General features: G+C 66.8%; 13 protein-coding genes. 11 read left to right on the plus strand and 2 right to left on the minus strand.

Annotation, left to right across the window (positions count from 1 at the left end):
* Positions 1 to 239: 239 nt before the first annotated feature.
* On the minus strand, positions 240 to 656 hold the full coding sequence (locus C4F17_RS30465; RefSeq protein ID WP_106938146.1) for a MarR family winged helix-turn-helix transcriptional regulator: 417 nt from the start codon (positions 654 to 656) through the stop codon (positions 240 to 242).
* A 226-nt stretch (positions 657 to 882) separates the two neighbouring features.
* Between C4F17_RS30465 and C4F17_RS30470 the strand changes: the two genes are divergently transcribed.
* From C4F17_RS30470 to C4F17_RS30485, 4 genes are all read left to right on the plus strand, one after another.
* Positions 883 to 1,371 carry a tripartite tricarboxylate transporter TctB family protein gene (locus C4F17_RS30470; protein WP_106938147.1) on the plus strand — a complete coding sequence of 163 codons (489 nt, stop codon included), beginning with the start codon at positions 883 to 885 and terminating at the stop codon, positions 1,369 to 1,371.
* Positions 1,372 to 1,381: 10 nt separating this feature from the next.
* The gene (locus C4F17_RS30475) at positions 1,382 to 2,896 is read left to right on the plus strand and encodes a tripartite tricarboxylate transporter permease (protein ID WP_106938148.1); all 1,515 of its coding nucleotides are present in this window, start codon (positions 1,382 to 1,384) and stop codon (positions 2,894 to 2,896) included.
* Between the two features lie 2 nt (positions 2,897 to 2,898).
* On the plus strand, positions 2,899 to 3,426 hold the full coding sequence (locus C4F17_RS30480; RefSeq protein WP_106938149.1) for a murein hydrolase activator EnvC family protein: 528 nt from the start codon (positions 2,899 to 2,901) through the stop codon (positions 3,424 to 3,426).
* Between the two features lie 325 nt (positions 3,427 to 3,751).
* Positions 3,752 to 5,626 (plus strand): WD40/YVTN/BNR-like repeat-containing protein, encoded by a 1,875-nt coding sequence (locus tag C4F17_RS30485; RefSeq protein WP_106938150.1) that lies wholly within the window; start codon positions 3,752 to 3,754, stop codon positions 5,624 to 5,626.
* Positions 5,627 to 5,748: 122 nt separating this feature from the next.
* Here the strand turns inward: C4F17_RS30485 and C4F17_RS30490 are convergent, their stop codons facing one another.
* Positions 5,749 to 7,095 (minus strand): MFS family transporter, encoded by a 1,347-nt coding sequence (locus C4F17_RS30490; RefSeq protein WP_234383046.1) that lies wholly within the window; start codon positions 7,093 to 7,095, stop codon positions 5,749 to 5,751.
* Positions 7,096 to 7,348: 253 nt separating this feature from the next.
* On the opposite strand from C4F17_RS30490, the gene C4F17_RS30495 reads away from it, so the two are divergent.
* The 7 genes from C4F17_RS30495 (at position 7,349) to fusA (ending at position 16,606) form a co-directional block, all read left to right on the plus strand.
* Entirely contained in the window at positions 7,349 to 9,148 is a 1,800-nt protein-coding gene (locus C4F17_RS30495) for an FAD-dependent oxidoreductase (RefSeq protein ID WP_106938151.1), read from the plus strand.
* Entirely contained in the window at positions 9,145 to 10,971 is a 1,827-nt protein-coding gene (locus C4F17_RS30500; protein WP_106938152.1) for a 2-oxoacid:acceptor oxidoreductase subunit alpha, read from the plus strand. The genes C4F17_RS30495 and C4F17_RS30500 overlap by 4 nt, the downstream gene beginning before the upstream one ends.
* Positions 10,968 to 12,023, plus strand: a complete 1,056-nt coding sequence (locus C4F17_RS30505) for a 2-oxoacid:ferredoxin oxidoreductase subunit beta (protein ID WP_081268932.1) — start codon at positions 10,968 to 10,970, stop codon at positions 12,021 to 12,023. The genes C4F17_RS30500 and C4F17_RS30505 overlap by 4 nt, the downstream gene beginning before the upstream one ends.
* Before the next feature lie 45 nt (positions 12,024 to 12,068).
* Positions 12,069 to 12,506 (plus strand): CBS domain-containing protein, encoded by a 438-nt coding sequence (locus tag C4F17_RS30510; protein WP_106938153.1) that lies wholly within the window; start codon positions 12,069 to 12,071, stop codon positions 12,504 to 12,506.
* A gap of 11 nt (positions 12,507 to 12,517) precedes the next feature.
* Positions 12,518 to 13,039 carry a gluconokinase gene (locus C4F17_RS30515; protein ID WP_081268930.1) on the plus strand — a complete coding sequence of 174 codons (522 nt, stop codon included), beginning with the start codon at positions 12,518 to 12,520 and terminating at the stop codon, positions 13,037 to 13,039.
* Positions 13,040 to 14,422, plus strand: coding sequence for a GntT/GntP/DsdX family permease (locus C4F17_RS30520; RefSeq protein WP_106938154.1), 1,383 nt, complete (start codon positions 13,040 to 13,042; stop codon positions 14,420 to 14,422). It begins immediately after the preceding gene.
* A 123-nt stretch (positions 14,423 to 14,545) separates the two neighbouring features.
* Entirely contained in the window at positions 14,546 to 16,606 is a 2,061-nt protein-coding gene (gene fusA, locus C4F17_RS30525) for an elongation factor G (protein WP_106938155.1), read from the plus strand.
* Positions 16,607 to 16,612 lie beyond the last annotated feature (6 nt).

Below are 16,612 nucleotides of genomic sequence, written 5' to 3' on the forward strand. Positions count from 1 at the left end.
CACGTGATCAAGCAAAACCTTGCAACGGGTTCGGCCCGCAAATAACGGCCTCTTCGTGCTGACGAACATCGCGTTGCCGGATCGCCCGCTCCAGAACATCAAGCATGAGCCCAAGCCGCCCGCCGCGATCTGCATGAAAGCGATTCGCCTTCGGGTTTGCCTTCCGCCCTAGGGGGAAAGCAGTCTGGCCAGCATCTGGTTATCGCGGCGAGAGGGCCTGAAGCCCGCCGCGTCCTGGCTCAGTCCGCGCGGTGGCTGGCCAGCCGCACGACCTCCGCGAGCTCAGAGAGTTGGTCGGCGTGTTGCGCCGCCAAGCGCGCCAACTTTTTTCGACCAGCGGCAAGCAGATGCACCTCGACTTGTCGGCGATCGACAAGGCTCGGCTTTCGCTTTACGAGTCCCGCCTCTTCGCAGCGCGAGACCAGCGCGACCACGCCATGCGGCTGTGCTTGCAGGCGCTCGGCAAGCTCCCCGATGGTGGCCCATTGGCGACCGGGAAATCCCTGGGTGTGGAGCATTAGTTGGTACTGCAGCACTGTGATGCCTTCGGTTCTGGCCGCGTCTTCACTGAATCGCAAAAAGCTGCGCAGCCTGAAGCGGAATTCGGAGAGTGTCTCGAAGCGCTGCTTTTCGATGGCGCCCTGATCGTTCGACATGTCGTTTCTTGTAAGTGACCGCCGAATGTATCAGCCCGATGGCAGAAGGCACAGGGTTATTACTCACGGTATGACATAAATAATCTCATACCATGACATATCTGATCGGAAGCTGACCGAGCACGGCGCGTCGGCACTTCTCATCTGCACATTTTGCTGCAAGCGACTGAGCATCCGGCTTTGTCGAAGCCGTGCGTTTTCTTTGTCCGAACCTTCCCACCATTCCATGAAGATCAAGAGTCAGAAGGACTTCCTTTCCGGTGTCATGTTCGTTTGCGTCGGCCTCGCATTCGCGATCGGCGCCACGAACTACACGATAGGCTCCGGTGCCCGAATGGGCCCCGGCTACTTTCCGTTGGTACTCGGCGTCCTGCTGGCGATAGGAGGAGCGATCGTCATCTTTGGCGCGCTTAGCTTCAATACATCAGGCGGTGATCCGATCGGCCGCATCGCCTGGAAGCCTCTGGTGCTGATCATCGGCGCCAACCTTGTGTTCGGGCTGCTCCTTGGAGGGCTGCCGACGTTCGGCGTCCCCGCCATGGGCCTGTTGATCGCGATCTACGCGCTGGTCGTGATCGCCGGCATTGCCGGACCCAGGTTCTCTTTGAGGACGTCGTTGATTCTCGCGACGATTCTGGCGATCGGGAGTTACCTCACATTCATCGTTGGCCTGAGTCTGCAGTTTCAGGTCTGGCCCACTTTCATCACGGGCTGAGGACTATTGCATGGAACTGATCAACAACCTGTCCATTGGCTTTGAAGCGGCGTTCACGCTGCAGAACCTGGTCTATGCATTCATCGGCTGCTTGCTCGGAACGCTGATCGGCGTGTTGCCGGGCATCGGCCCTGTCGCAACGATCGCCATGCTGCTGCCGGCAACTTACGCGCTTCCGCCGGTGGCGGCGCTGATAATGCTGGCTGGCATCTACTATGGCTCCCAATACGGCGGGTCAACCACGGCAATTCTGGTCAACCTGCCCGGAGAATCCTCATCGGTGGTGACCGTGATTGACGGCCACCAGATGGCCAAGCAGGGGCGTGGAGGGCCTGCGCTCGCGGCAGCAGGCCTTGGGTCCTTCTTCGCCGGTTGCGTCGGCACGCTCATCCTTGCGGCGTTCGCGCCGCCGCTGACGGAGCTGGCCTTCAAGTTCGGTCCCGCCGAGTACTTCTCCTTGATGGTGCTGGGCCTGATCGGTGCAGTGGTCCTGGCATCCGGTTCGCTGATCAAGGCCATCTGCATGATCATGCTGGGTCTGTTGCTGGGATTGGTCGGCACAGACGTGAATTCGGGCGTGGCTCGATACAGCTTCGACATCCCGGAGCTCACCGACGGCATCAGCTTCATCGCGATCGCAATGGGTATCTTTGGCTACGGCGAGATCATCGCAAACCTTTCCCAGAGCGAAGACGAGCGCCAGGTATTCACTGCCAAGCTACAGGGCCTCATGCCGACGAAGGAAGACTTCAAGAACATGTTCCCCGCGGTGCTGCGTGGCACTGCGCTCGGATGTACGCTCGGAATTCTTCCGGGGGGAGGCTCGCTGCTGTCGGCGTTCGCCTCTTACACGCTGGAAAAAAAGCTCAAACTGAAATCTGGAGAGATCCCCTTCGGTAAGGGAAACATCCGCGGGGTGGCAGGACCGGAATCGGCAAACAATGCGGGGGCGCAGACCTCGTTCATTCCGCTCCTTACCCTCGGAATTCCGGGCAACCCCGTGATGGCATTGATGGTCGGAGCCATGACCATCCATAACATCCAGCCGGGCCCTCAGGTCATGACGAGCAATCCGGAACTCTTCTGGGGCCTGATCGCATCGATGTGGATCGGAAACCTGATGCTGATCGTTCTGAATCTGCCGCTGATCGGCATCTGGATCAAGCTGCTGTCCATTCCCTATCGATGGCTATTCCCCGCCATCGTCCTGTTCTGCGCCATTGGCGTGTATTCGACGAACAACAACACCTTCGATGTTTGGATGGTTGGCTTCTTCGGTGTTGTCGGCTATGCGTTCATAAAACTGGGCTGCGAGCCTGCCCCCTTGTTGCTGGGACTGATCCTGGGGCCGATGATGGAAGAAAACCTTCGTCGTGCCTTGCTGCTCTCAAGAGGCGATTGGAGCGTTCTCGTGACGCGACCGATCTCGGCGAGTCTGCTGGTCTGCGCGATGCTGTTGCTGGTCATCGTCCTCTTGCCCGCTGTCAGGTCCAAACGCGAGGAAGCGTTTGTCGAGGAAGGCTGACTATGACGTTGACCCGCTGGAGCGGGAGAAGGCTTTGCAGATTCGCGATCATGTTGCTGTCTGCGGGGCTGACTGCCTGTGGAGCTCCTGTGCCTTCGTCGCGAGCCGATTCAGCGCCCGTTGCAGCCGCCCCTGTCGAAGCGCCAGCTACCGTGTCCGTGCCGAGCAGAGAGCCAGAATTTGCATGGCCCGCGAAAGGCGCGATCGTCGGCCTCTTCGACGGTCAAGCGAACCGTGGAGTGGACATCGCAGGCAAGGCGGGCGATGCTGTTGTGGCTGCACGGGACGGCCGCGTGGTGCTCGTCAGCAATGCGCTTGCCGCATATGGAACCATGATCGTGCTGATGCACGACGAGACTCTGCTGACCGCCTACGCCCTTCTCGACAAGACGCACGTGAAAGAGGGTGAGATGGTGCGCAAGGGCCAGAAAATCGCCGACATGGGCCACGGTGCGGCTGGTGGCGGCGTGCTGCACTTTGAAATCCGCGAGCGAGGGACGCCCGTCGATCCATTGCTGTATCTGCGCTGATGGCCTATTGAGCGCTTCCGTCTCCGCACACAGGGCTTGCATGGTTTGCTCAAGACCTCTCAATAACGCCGCAGTACCCGGCTCCTCGCAGTGAACTGTGAATAGTTGAGAAACCTCTTCGCGCAACTGAGGCATCAATTCGATCGGCACTGAATCACCACCATGCGTGCCGCTGTACGGAACATGCCCCACCGAAATAGTGAAGGTCTTTCCCCTGCTTGCCTTCTGGGATTCCATTTTCCGGCAGCAATTTTTACAATCGGTTGCGTTCCGTTTCACCTGCGCGGCGCCATGGCGCGTCTTCGTCCATTCATCGCCTCTGCCTATGTCTTCGTCCACACTCGCCTACCGCCGCATCTTTCGCAATGCCCGTCTCGCCGCAGCGCTGGCCGGGTCTCTCGCACTGTTCGCCTGCGGCGGAGGCGGAGGTGGCTCGGGCAACGTTGCGAACCTCTTCCCCGCCGCGCAGCAGCCCGCCGCGCCTGCGCCCGCCGGCACATCCGGCGAATCCACGGTGCTGATGCGCGTCAAGCCGGAGGCGGTCGGCGTCAACTGCACCTTGGGCGGCGCACGCGTCGAGGCCGGCCTGGACGCGGACAGCAATCGCGTGCTCGCTGACAGCGAAGTCACGTCCACGCAGTACATCTGCAACGCCACCGCCGGGGTGGATGGCCTCAGCACGCTGGTGCGCATGCGGGCCGAGCCCCCCGGAAGCCACTGCGCGCAGGGCGGCTCGCAGGTGCTGGCCGGCAAGGACCTGAACCGCAATGACGTGCTCGAGGACGCGGAGGTGACCAGCTCGGCCTACGTCTGCGGCGGCGCGCCGGGCGCGACGGGCGCTGCGGGGTCGAGTGGCCGCGACAGCCTGCTCGCATTCGCCGCCGAAGCACCGGGCGGCACCTGCGCCTATGGCGGTCAACGCGTGCAGTCCGGGCTGGACCTGAACGCCAACGGCGTGCTCGACGCCGCAGAGGTCACGGCCACGGCCTTCGTGTGCGCGGCCGCGCCGGCCGACACGCGCTGGGTCAACGTCACGGCCTCGAGTGTCCAGACCGAGTCGAACACCGGCTATCAGGCGAATTCGACCACCGGCGTCACGCTCACCTTGCCCGCCGCGCCCACGGTGGGCGATTGGATCAAGGTAGTGGGGGTGGGCAGCGGCGGGTGGACCATCGCGCAGAACGCGGGGCAGCGCATCGACACGCGCGGCCTGCCCGGCGGAACGGACTTCGACTGGCGCTCGGTGGCGCCCAGCAGCAACTGGAGCAGCCTGGCCTCGTCCGCTGATGCCACCCGCCTGGCGGCGGCAGCCGGCAGCGGCGATCTGTACACATCGAGCGATTCCGGTGCGACCTGGAGCCTGCGCCTCACGGGACAGACCTGGAGCGGCGTCGCTTCTTCCAGCGATGGCCTCGCGCTGCTCGCCTCGACCAACGGCGGTGCGCTTTTCCGCTCGACCGACGGCGGCAACTCGTGGTCCAACGACGGATCGTCCCGAGCCTGGAGCGCGGTGGCCAGTTCCGCCGACGGCTCGCGCCTGGTCGCGACCGCCTACCTGGGGCAGATCTGGACCTCCTCGGACGGCGGCACCAGCTGGACGGCGCGTGAGTCGGACCGGGCCTGGCGCGCCGTGGCCTCTTCGGCCGATGGCCGGGTCCTGGTGGCGGCCACCAATGGCGCCCAGCTGTATGTCTCGACCGACTACGGCGTGAGCTGGACCGCGCGCGCGAGCAGCCAGTTCTGGTGGTCGGCGGCGGCGTCTGCCGACGGCAGCATCCTGTATGCCACCGTGGACACGGGCGCCGTCTGGGTGTCCACCGATTCGGGGACCACGTGGGATGCGCAGACCGTCAGCCGGGACTGGCGAGGCATCGCCACGTCCGCCGACGGCCGCTATGCCGTGGCCGCGACCAGCGGCGGCCGCATCTACGAGTCCAGCGACATCGGCCGGACCTGGCGTGTGACCAGCGACGCCGGTGCCTGGACCGCGGTCGCGAGCAGCGCCGACGGCATGAAGGTGGCCGCCGCCAAGTCGGGCTCGACCATCCAGCTCGGCACGCGTCGCGCTTCGACCACCCTCGGCACTGCCGGGTCGGTTTCCGGGGGGCAACAGGACGCGCTGGAGCTGCAATACGCGGGAGGAGGGGTGTTCATGCCCGTCGGCTACGTGTTGGCCAACCTGGCGTTCGTCATTCGCTGAATCCGCTTCGCGGCAAGCCAGCACCTGCAGGCCGGAACGTGTGAGAGGACAGCCAGACGCCGGTCGAGGCGGCCTCGCCCCCTCCAACCGGCCTGCCGGGCCTCGAAGCGGCGCCCGTCAACCTACTTGTCGTTGTGCAGGTAGGTCGCCTGCTTCGGCAGCAGCAGGCTCACCAGGAATGCCAGGGCCATCATGCCGGTCACGTACCAGTAGAAGTACGACTCGTGGCCGATCGACTTCAGTCCGAGCGCCACGTATTCGGCGCTGCCGCCGAAGATGGCATTGCCCACGGCGTACGACAGGCCCACGCCCAGCGCGCGCACTTCGGGCGGGAACATCTCGGCCTTCACGATGCCGCTGATCGAGGTGTAGAAGCTCACCACCGCCAGCGCCAGGGTAATGAGCACGCCGGCCATCAGCGGGCTGCTCACGCTCTGCAGGGTGGTCAGCACCGGCACCGTCATCAGCACGCCCAGGGCGCCGAACAGCAGCATGTTGCTGCGGCGCCCGATGCGGTCCGACAGCGCGCCGAACAGCGGCTGCATGCACATGTAGATGAACAGGCAGGCCGTCATGATGTTGCTGGCGGTCTTGATCGACATGCCGGCCGAGTTCACCAGGTACTTCTGCATGTAGGTGGTGAAGGTGTAGAAGATCAGCGAGCCGCCGGCCGTGTAGCCCAGCACCACGAAGAAGGCGCGCTTGTGGTGCTTGAACAGTTCGGCCATGCTGCCGGCGCCCTTGGCGGCGCGGGTCTTGGTGCTGGCGGTCTCGGTCAGCGTGCGGCGCAGCATCAGGGCCACGATGGCGGCCACGGCGCCGAGCACGAAGGGAATGCGCCAGCCCCAGCTGCGCAGTTCGGCCTCGTCCAGCACCTGCTGCAGCACCACGACCACGACCACGGCCAGCAACTGGCCGCCGATCAGCGTGACGTACTGGAAGGACGAGAAGAAGCCGCGCTGCCCGCGCATCGCCACTTCGCTCATGTAGGTGGCAGTGGTGCCGTACTCGCCGCCGACCGACAGGCCCTGCAGCAGCCGCGCGAGGAGCAGCAGCGCGGGCGCCGCGGCGCCGATCTGCGCGTAGGTCGGCAGGCAGGCGATCACCAGCGAGCCCACACACATCATGACCACCGAGGTCACCATCGAGGTCTTGCGGCCCTTGCGGTCGGCCAGCCGGCCGAACAGCCAGCCGCCGATCGGGCGCATCAGGAAGCCGGCGGCGAACACGCCGGCCGTGTTCAGCAGCTGCACCGTCGGGTCGGACTTGGGGAAGAAGGCCGGCGCGAAATAGATGGCGCAGAAGGCGTAGACGTAGAAGTCGAACCACTCCACCAGGTTGCCGGACGAGGCGGCGAAGATGGCGAAGATGCGCTTGCGCTTTTCTTCGAAGGTGTAGGGGGTGTTGTTGTCGGCGATGGCGTCGGGGCTGGAGGCGCCGGCGGTCGCGCTGCTTGCGAAGGCGGTCATGGAAAGGGGTCCTTGTCTCTGGCTGCGGCCCGCCGCGAAGCCGCGCGAGGCCGTTGCGGCGAGTCTGTCCGGCCGCCGCGGCGCTGTCGTCCGTAGCCGCCCGGCGGGTGTCTACGTATCGGTACGCAAGGGTAAGTACCTAGATTGCTGCGGGATTCCACCAAGCCCGCGCGTGCGCAGGCGCGGCGCATACTCGCGAAAAAGCCACTCGCCGGCTCCTCCGGGGCTCCAGGCGACAGCCAGGAGATATGCGTTGCAGCGAACGAATATTGCGGACCCGACCTATTTCCACAAAGTCGTCGATTGCCAGTACGCCTGCCCGGCGCACACGCCTGTCCCCGAATACATACGCATGATCGCGCAGCGCCGCTACGGCGACGCCTACATGATCAACTGGGCCTCCAACGTCTTTCCCGGCATCCTGGGGCGCACCTGCGACCGGCCCTGCGAGCCGGCTTGCCGGCGCGGCAGGGTGGAAGAAAGCAACGCCGAGGCGCCGGAGCCGGTCGCGATCTGCCGGCTCAAGCGCGTGGCGGCCGACATGAAGGACGACGTGCGCGCGCGCATGCCCCAGCCCGTGCCGAAGAACGGCAAGCGTGTCGCCTGCATCGGCGCCGGGCCGGCCTCGCTCACGGTCGCGCGCGACCTGGCGCCGCTGGGCTACGAGGTGACGGTGTTCGACGGCGAGGCCAAGGCCGGCGGCTTCATCCGCACGCAGATTCCGCGCTTTCGCCTGCCCGAGTCGGTCATCGACGAAGAGACGGGCTACGTGCTGGACCTGGGCGTGGAATTCCGCGGCGGCGAGCGCATCGCGTCGTTGAAGGCGCTGATGGCGCAGGACTGGGATGCGATCTTCGTCGGCTGCGGCGCCCCGCGCGGGCGCGACCTCGACGTGCCGGGGCGGCAGGAGGCCGCGGCCGGCATCCACATCGGCATCGACTGGCTGAACTCCGTGTCCTTCGGCCACGTCAGCAGCATCGGCCGGCGCGTGATCGTGCTGGGCGGCGGCAACACGGCCATGGACTGCTGCCGGTCGGCGCGCCGCCTGGGCGGCACCGACGTGAAGGTCATCGTGCGCAGCGGCTTCGACGAGATGAAGGCCTCGCCCTGGGAGAAGGAAGACGCCGCGCACGAGGGCATCCCGATCATCAACTTCCATGTGCCGAAGGCCTTCGTGCACGAGGACGGCAAGCTCGTGGGCATGCGCTTCGAGATCGTGCGCGCCGAGTACGACGCCGAGGGCCGGCGCTCGCTGGTGCCCACCGGCGAGCCGGAGGCGTACTTCGAATGCGACGACGTGCTGGTGGCGGTGGGGCAGGAAAACGCATTTCCCTGGATCGAGCGCGATTGCGGCATCGACTTCGACAAGTGGGGCCTGCCGGTGCTCGACAAGAACACCTTCCAGTCCTCGGTGCCGAACGTGTTCTTCGGCGGCGATGCGGCCTTCGGGCCGAAGAACATCATCACGGCCGTCGCCCACGGCCACGAGGCGGCGGTTTCCATCGACAAGCTGCTGCGCGCCGAGCCGGTCTACGTGCGGCCGGCACCCATGACCAACCTGGTGTCGCAGAAGATGGGCATCCACGAGTGGAGCTACGACAACGACACCTCCAACGACCTGCGCTACAAGGTGCCGTGGGCCAAGGCCGAGACGGCGCTGGCCAGCATCCGCGTGGAAGTGGAACTGGGCTTCGACGCCGCCACCGCCTTCAAGGAGGCCGAGCGCTGCCTGAACTGCGACGTGCAGACCGTGTTCACCGAGGCTGCCTGCATCGAGTGCGACGCCTGCGTCGACATCTGCCCGATGGACTGCATCAACTTCGTCGACAACGCGGAAGAAGACGAACTCAGGCCCCGGCTCAAGGCGCCGGCGCTGAACCTGGCGCAGGACCTGTACGTCTCGGGCGGGCTCAAGACGGGGCGCGTCATGGTCAAGGACGAAGACGTCTGCCTGCATTGCGGCCTGTGCGCCGAGCGCTGCCCGACGGGCGCCTGGGACATGCAGAAATTCCTGCTGAAGATGACGCCGGCGGGGCAGGGGGTGGCCGCATGACGCAACAGCAGATCGAGGCGGTCAACGACTTCGTCATCAAGTTCGCCAACGTCAACGGCTCGGGCTCGGCTTCGGCCAACGAGCTGTTCGCCAAGGCCATCCTGCGCATGGGCGTGCCGGTGAGCCCGCGCAACATCTTCCCGAGCAACATCCAGGGCCTGCCGACCTGGTACGAGGTGCGCGTGACCGAAGACGGGCACCTGGGTCGGCGCGGCGGCACGGACATGATGGTGGCGATGAACCCGCAGACCTGGGACGCCGACGTGGCCGAGCTGGCGCCGGGCGGCTATCTTTTCTACGACAGCACCCGGCCGCTGCCGCCTTCCAGGTTTCGCGACGACATCCGCGTGATCGGCATGCCGCTCACCGAAATCTGCAACGCCGTCTATCAAGACCCGCGCCAGCGGCAGCTGTTCAAGAACATCGTCTACGTGGGCGCCCTGGCCGTCCTGCTGGGCATCGAGCCCGAGGTGGTCGAGAAGCTGTTCGGCGAGCAGTACAAGGGCAAGGAAAAGCTGCTGGCCTCCAACGTGCAGGCGCTGCACCTGGGCTGCGACTTCGCGCGGGAGAACCTGCGCGAGCCGGTGGGGCTGCAGGTGCGGCGCGCCGACCGGGTGGGCGGGCGCATCTTCGTGGACGGCAACAGCGCCGCGGCGCTGGGCTGCGTGTATGGCGGCGCCACGGTCGCGGCCTGGTACCCGATCACGCCGTCGTCGTCGGTGGCCGAGGCCTTCCAGAAGTACTGCAGCAAGTTCCGGGTGGACCCGGCCACCGGCCAGCACCGCTTCGCCATCGTGCAGGCGGAGGACGAGCTGGCCTCGATCGGCATGGTGGTCGGCGCGGGCTGGAACGGCGCGCGCGCCTTCACCGCGACCTCGGGGCCCGGCATTTCGCTGATGGCCGAATTCATCGGCCTGGCCTACTTCGCGGAGATTCCGATCACCTTGATCAACGTGCAGCGCGGCGGGCCCTCCACCGGCATGCCCACGCGCACGCAGCAGGCCGACATCCTGGCCTGCGCCTATGCCTCGCACGGCGACACCAAGCACGTGCTGCTGTTTCCCGAGGACCCGCACGAGTGCTTCGCACACGCGGCGGCGGCGCTGGACCTGGCCGACCGGCTGCAGACGCCCGTGTTCCTGATGACCGACCTGGACATCGGCATGAACCAGCGGCTGTGCGAGCCCTTTGCCTGGGACGACAGCCAGGCCTACGACCGCGGCAAGGTCATGAGCGCCGATGAGCTGGAGGCGGGCCGCGATTTCGGCCGCTACAAGGACGTGGACGGCGACGGCATTCCCTGGCGCACGCTGCCAGGCACGCACCCGACCAAGGGCAGCTACTTCACGCGCGGCACCACGCGCGACGCCTATGCCCGGTATTCGGAGCGCGGGCCGGACTACATCTACAACATGGAGCGGCTGCTGAAGAAGTTCGCGACCGCGGCCACGCTGGTGCCGCAGCCGGTGCTGCGGCCCGCAGCCCGCAAGACCGCGCTGGGCGTGATCTATTTCGGCTCGACCAGCCCGTCGATGCACGAGGCGCTGGATGCGCTCGAAGCGCAGGGCATCCACCTCAACGCCATGCGGCTGCGCGCCTTTCCCTTTCCCGAGAGCGTGGCGCAGTTCGTGGCGCAGCACGAGCAGGTTTTCGTGGTCGAGCAGAACCGCGACGCGCAGATGCGCAGCCTGCTGGTCAACGAGCTAAATGCCGATCCGGCACGGCTGATCCGGGTGCTGCATTTCGACGGCACGCCGATCACCGCGCGCTTCATCGTGCAGGCCATCGCCACGCATGTTCATCCGACGAAGGAGGCGGCATGACCTACCTCGCCAAGCCCAGGCTGCGCCATCCGACGCTGGCCGTCAACAAGGTGGGCTACACGCGGCGCGACTACGAAGGAAAGATCTCCACGCTGTGCGCCGGCTGCGGCCACGACTCGATCTCGGCCGCCATCATCGAGGCCTGCTGGGAGCTGGACATCGAGCCGCATCGCGTGGCCAAGCTCTCGGGCATCGGCTGCAGTTCCAAGACGCCGGACTACTTCCTGGGGGCCTCGCACGGCTTCAACACCGTGCACGGCCGCATGCCCAGCGTGCTGACCGGCGCCAACCTCGCCAACCGCGACCTGCTGTACCTGGGCGTTTCCGGAGACGGCGACTCGGCCTCCATCGGCCTGGGCCAGTTCGCCCACGCCATGCGGCGCGGCGTGCGCATGGCCTACATCGTGGAGAACAACGGCGTCTACGGCCTGACCAAGGGCCAGTTCTCGGCCACGGCCGACCAGGGCTCCAAGAGCAAGAAGGGCGTGGTCAACACCGACAGCCCGGTCGACCTGGTGGCCATGGCGCTGCAGCTGGGCGCCAGCTACGTGGGGCGCGGCTTCTCGGGCAACAAGGCGCAGCTGGTACCGCTCATCAAGGGCGCGATCAGCCACGGCGGTTCGGCGTTCATCGACGTGATCAGTCCGTGCGTGGCCTTCAACAACCATCCCGGCAGCACCAAGAGCTACGACTACGTGCGCGAGCACAACGAAGCGGTGAGCCGCATCGACTTCATCAGCGGGCGGGACGAGATTTCCGTCGACATCGAGCCGGGCGAGGTAATGGACGTGCGCCAGCACGACGGCACGCTGCTGCGCCTGCGCAGCCTGCACCCCGACTACACGCTCGGCGACCGCCACGCCGCCATGGCCTACATGCAGCGCCACCAGGAAATGGGCGAGGTGGTCACCGGCCTGCTGTACGTCGATCCGCTGGCCACCGACCTGCACACCGCCCTCAACACCAGCGGCCGCCCGCTCAATGCGCTGGGGCCGGCCGAACTGTGCCCGGGCGCCTCGGCGCTCGAGCGGCTGAACGCCTCCTTGCGCTGATCGGCGGCCCGGGGCACCATTGACCCTCTTTCAGGAGGGCGCACCATGGCCGAGCGCACCGTTTTCCAATCCATCTCCCGCACGCACCTGATCAGCCTTGCTCCGCAGGGCAGCGTGCGCGACGCCGCCTGCGTGATGACGCGCGCCAACTGCGGAAGCGTGCTCGTCATGGAGCTGCCGGACGTCCTGGTGGGCATCCTGACCGAGCGCGACCTGATGACCCGCGTGCTGGCGCGGGGGCTCGACCCCGATCGCACGCCGGTGCGCGAAGTCATGACGCCCAACCCGATCTGCGTGCCGCCGGAGACGCCGGTGTCCGACGCGGTGGTGCTCATGCTCGAACGGGGCTTTCGCCATCTGCCGCTGGTGGCGGGCAGGAAGGTCGTCGGCGTGTTCTCGGTGCGCGATGCGCTGCCGCGCGAGATCGGCGCGGCCGTGAGCCTGACCGAATTCCGCGAACGACTGAACGACGCGCTGGGCTGACAAGGAAACCAATGCCTCTTCCCACTCAAAAACCGCAGGTGCTGGTGCTCATGGGCGTCTCGGGCTGCGGCAAGACGACCGTGGCCGCCATCCTCGCTGGCCGCCTGTCCTGGCCCTTCGAGGAAGGCGATGCACTCCATCCGCCTGCGAACATTGCCAAGATGGAAGCGGGACATCCGCTCACCGACGAAGACCGCGCACCCTGGCTGCGCAAGGTGGCGGACTGGGTGGACGAGCGCATCGCTGCCGGCGAGCATGGGCTCATCACCTGCTCGGCGCTCAAGCGCTCCTACCGCGAGGTGATCAACCGGCGCGGCGCGGGCGTGGTGTTCGTCTACCTCCACGGCTCGCGCGAGACCATCGCCTCGCGCCTGATGGCCCGCCACGGCCACTTCATGCCGCCCAGCCTGCTCGACAGCCAGTTCGCCGACCTGGAAGAGCCCGCGGCGGACGAGCCCGCGATTCGCGTCGACATCGGCCCGGCGCCCTCCGCGCTGGCCCAGACCATCATCGAAACCCTGGGCCTGAAATAAATGGACGCTTCCACCGCGCTGAACGCGCACGACATCCAGGTGCTGGCCGTCGCGGCCATCGGCATCGCGCTGCTGGTCGTGCTGATCGTGTGGCTGAAGCTGCATGCCTTCCTGGCCCTGACCATCGGCGCGCTCTTCGTCGGCGTCGGTTCGGGCATTCCGCTCGACAAGGTGACGGCGTCCTATGAAAACGGCGTCGGCGGCGTGCTGGGCTACGTGGGCGTGCTCATCGCACTGGGCGCGATGCTGGGCAAGCTGCTGGCGGATTCCGGCGGCGCCGACAGGCTGGTCGAGACGCTGCTGCGCGGGCGCCCCGCCACGCTGCCCTGGAAGATGGCGCTGGTCGCCAGCATCATCGGCATACCGATGTTCTTCGAGATCGGGCTCGTGCTGCTGATTCCCGTGGTCATGCTCGCGGTACACCGCTCCAAGGGCCCCGCCATGCGGCTCGGCATTCCGGCGCTGGCCGGCCTGTCGGTGCTGCACGGGTTCATTCCACCGCATCCGGGGCCGCTCGCCGCCATTGCCATCCTGCATGCGAACGTCGGCGTGACCCTGGCGCTCGGGCTGCTGATCGCGATTCCGACGGTGGCCGTGGCCGGGCCGCTCTTCGGCCTGCTGGCGGCCCGGCTGGTTCCGATCGGCGCGGCCGGCGCGGGGCTGGCGGTCACGGCCTCGGGGTCGGCTGGCAATGCGGTCGACCAGAAGCCGAGCGCAAGCCCCACCTTCGCATGGACCCTGGTCACCCTGCTGTCTCCCCTGGTGCTGATGCTGCTGAAGGCGGCGGCCGACATCTGGCTGGACAAGTCGGCCCCGCTGCGGCCGGTGCTCGACTTCATCGGCGACCCCGTCTTCGCCTTGCTGGTGGCCGTGTTGCTGGCCATGGTGACCTTCGGCACCGCCGTGGGCTTCACGCTGCCCGTGCTGGCCAGGAAGATCGCCGACAGCCTGCTGCCGGTGGTGGGCGTCATGCTCATCGTGGGTGCGGGCGGCGGGTTCAAGCAGGCGCTCGTCGATGGCGGTACCGGCAATGCCATCGCCAAGATCGCGCTCGCGGCGGGCCTGTCGACGCTGGTGCTGGGCTGGATCGTGGCGGTGCTGATTCGCCTGGCGACCGGCTCCGCGACGGTGGCGACCGTCACCGCGGCGGGCATCATCGCGCCGCTGGCCGGCGGGCTGTCGACCAACCACCTGTCGCTCGTGGTGCTGGCCATCGGCGCCGGCTCGCTGTTCTTCTCCCATGTGAACGACGCCGGCTTCTGGCTGGTGAAGGAATACTTCGGCCTCACGGTGGGGCAGACGATCAAGACCTGGTCGGTGATGGAGACGGTGATCTCCGTGATGGGGCTGCTGCTGACGCTCGCGCTGTCGGCCGTTTTCTGAGGGCGGGCGCCCGACGGCTTGCGCCGGCCCGGCCGATCCCGTACGCTGGCCTGGCGTCCGTGCGCAGCACCCGAGCCCCTGCGGGCCGCCGGGTCGGCCTTCCGGATGCGAAGGAGTGCAGCCATGCCAAGCCGATCGAACGGCCTCGCGGCCGAAATGGGAGCGGTGCGAACACTGGCGCTCGTCGGCGCCGCCGCCGCCGGCAAGACCTCCCTCGCCGAGGCCCTGTTGTTCAAGGCGGGTGCCATCAAGGCCTGCGGCAGCGTCGAGCGCGGCAGCACCGTCAGCGACCATGACCCCCTGGAGCGCCGCCTGCAGCACTCGCTCAATGCATCAGTGCTGCACCTCACGCATGCCGGCACGCGCATCCACTTCATCGACACGCCCGGCGGCCCCGACTTCCTCGGCCAGAGCCTGCCGGCGCTGGAGGCGGTCGAAACGGTGGCGGTGGTCATCAACGCCGCCACCGGCATCGAGCCGATGACGGTGCGCATGATGGCGTACGCGGCCTCGCGCCATCTCGCGCGCATGATCATCGTCAACAAGATCGACTCGCAGGGCATCTCGCTGGCGGGCCTGCTGGCCGACATCCAGGCCACCTTCGGCCGCGAATGCCTGCCGCTGAACCTGCCCGACGGGGTCGGCAGGCAGGTGGTGGACTGCTTCTTCAACCGCTTCGGGCAGTCCGACTTCGGCCCCGTCGAGGCGGCGCACCGCGCGCTGGTGGAACAGGTGGTCGAGGTCGACGCGGCCTTCGTCGAGCGCTACCTCGAGGAGGGCGACGTGAATCCGGCCGAGCTGCACGCGCCGCTCGAGCAGGCGCTGCGCGAAGGCCACCTGATTCCGGTGTGCTTCGTCTCGTCGCGCAGCGGCGCCGGCGTGGCCGAACTGCTGGACGTGATCGTCAAGCTACTGCCCGACCCGAGCGAGGCCAACCCGCCTGACTTCATCGTCGGCGAGGGCGCCCAGGCCAAGCCCATGCAGGCCAGGCCCGACCCGTCGCTGCACGTGCTGGCGCATGTGTTCAAGGTCACCATCGACCCCTACGTCGGCAAGATGGGTATCTTTCGCGTGCACCAAGGCACGCTCACGCGCGACAGCCAACTCTACATCGGCGATGGCCGCAAACCCTTCAAGGTGGGGCACCTGTTCATGCTGCAGGGCAAGGACCATGTCGAGGTGTCGCACGCGGTGCCGGGCGACATCGTGGCGGTGGCCAAGGTCGACGAGATCCACTTCGATGCCGTGCTGCACGATGCGGCCGAGGACAGCCATGTGCATCTCGCGCCGCTGGCGTTTCCGGTGCCGGTGCACGGCCTGGCCGTGGAGCCCAAGCGCCATGGCGACGAGCAGCGCGCCTGGGAGATCCTTGGCAAGCTCGCGGCCGAGGACCCCTGCCTGCGCATCGAGCACGTGATGGCGACCAACGAGACGGTGCTCTACGGCCTGAGCGAGCTTCACCTGCGCATCGTGCTCGACCGCCTGCGCGAGGTGTACCGCTTCGAGGTGCAGACGCGGCCGCCGCGCATCGCCTACCGCGAGACCGTGACCGCGCCGGCCGAGGGCCATCACCGCCACAAGAAGCAGACCGGCGGCTCCGGCCAGTTCGGTGAAGTCTTCCTGCGCATCGAGCCGCTGGCGCGCGGCGGCGGCTTCGAGTTTGCAGACGAGGTGCGCGGCGGTGCGATTCCGGGGCATTTCATCCCCGCGGTCGAGAAAGGCGTGCGCGAGGTGCTGGCGTGCGGTGCGATCGCCGGCTATCCGGTGGTCGACGTGCGCGTGGTGGTGTACGACGGCAAGCACCACAGCGTTGACAGCAAGGACATCGCCTTCGCCACCGCCGGCCGCAAGGCCTTCATGGCGGCCATCCGCGAGGCCCGGCCGGTGGTGCTCGAGCCGATCGTCGAGATCGAGATCGCCGTGCCGGAGCCGTCGGTCGGCGACGTCACCGGCGATCTTTCAACCCGCCGGGGCCTGGTCACAGGCACGTCGGCCGCAGGCGCGGGCACCGCGGTCGTTCGCGGCCAGGTGCCGATGGCCGAACTGGCCAGCTACCAGTCGCGCCTCAATGCGATGACCAGCGGGCAGGGGCGCTACACCATCGCGCTGTCGCACTACGAGGCGGTGCCACCGGCGACGCAGCAGATGCTGATGGGGCAGTACCGGGGGCATGAGGAAGACTGAGACTGC

It is taken from the genome of Variovorax sp. PMC12, from assembly GCF_003019815.1.
Taxonomy (GTDB): Bacteria; Pseudomonadota; Gammaproteobacteria; order Burkholderiales; family Burkholderiaceae_C; genus Variovorax.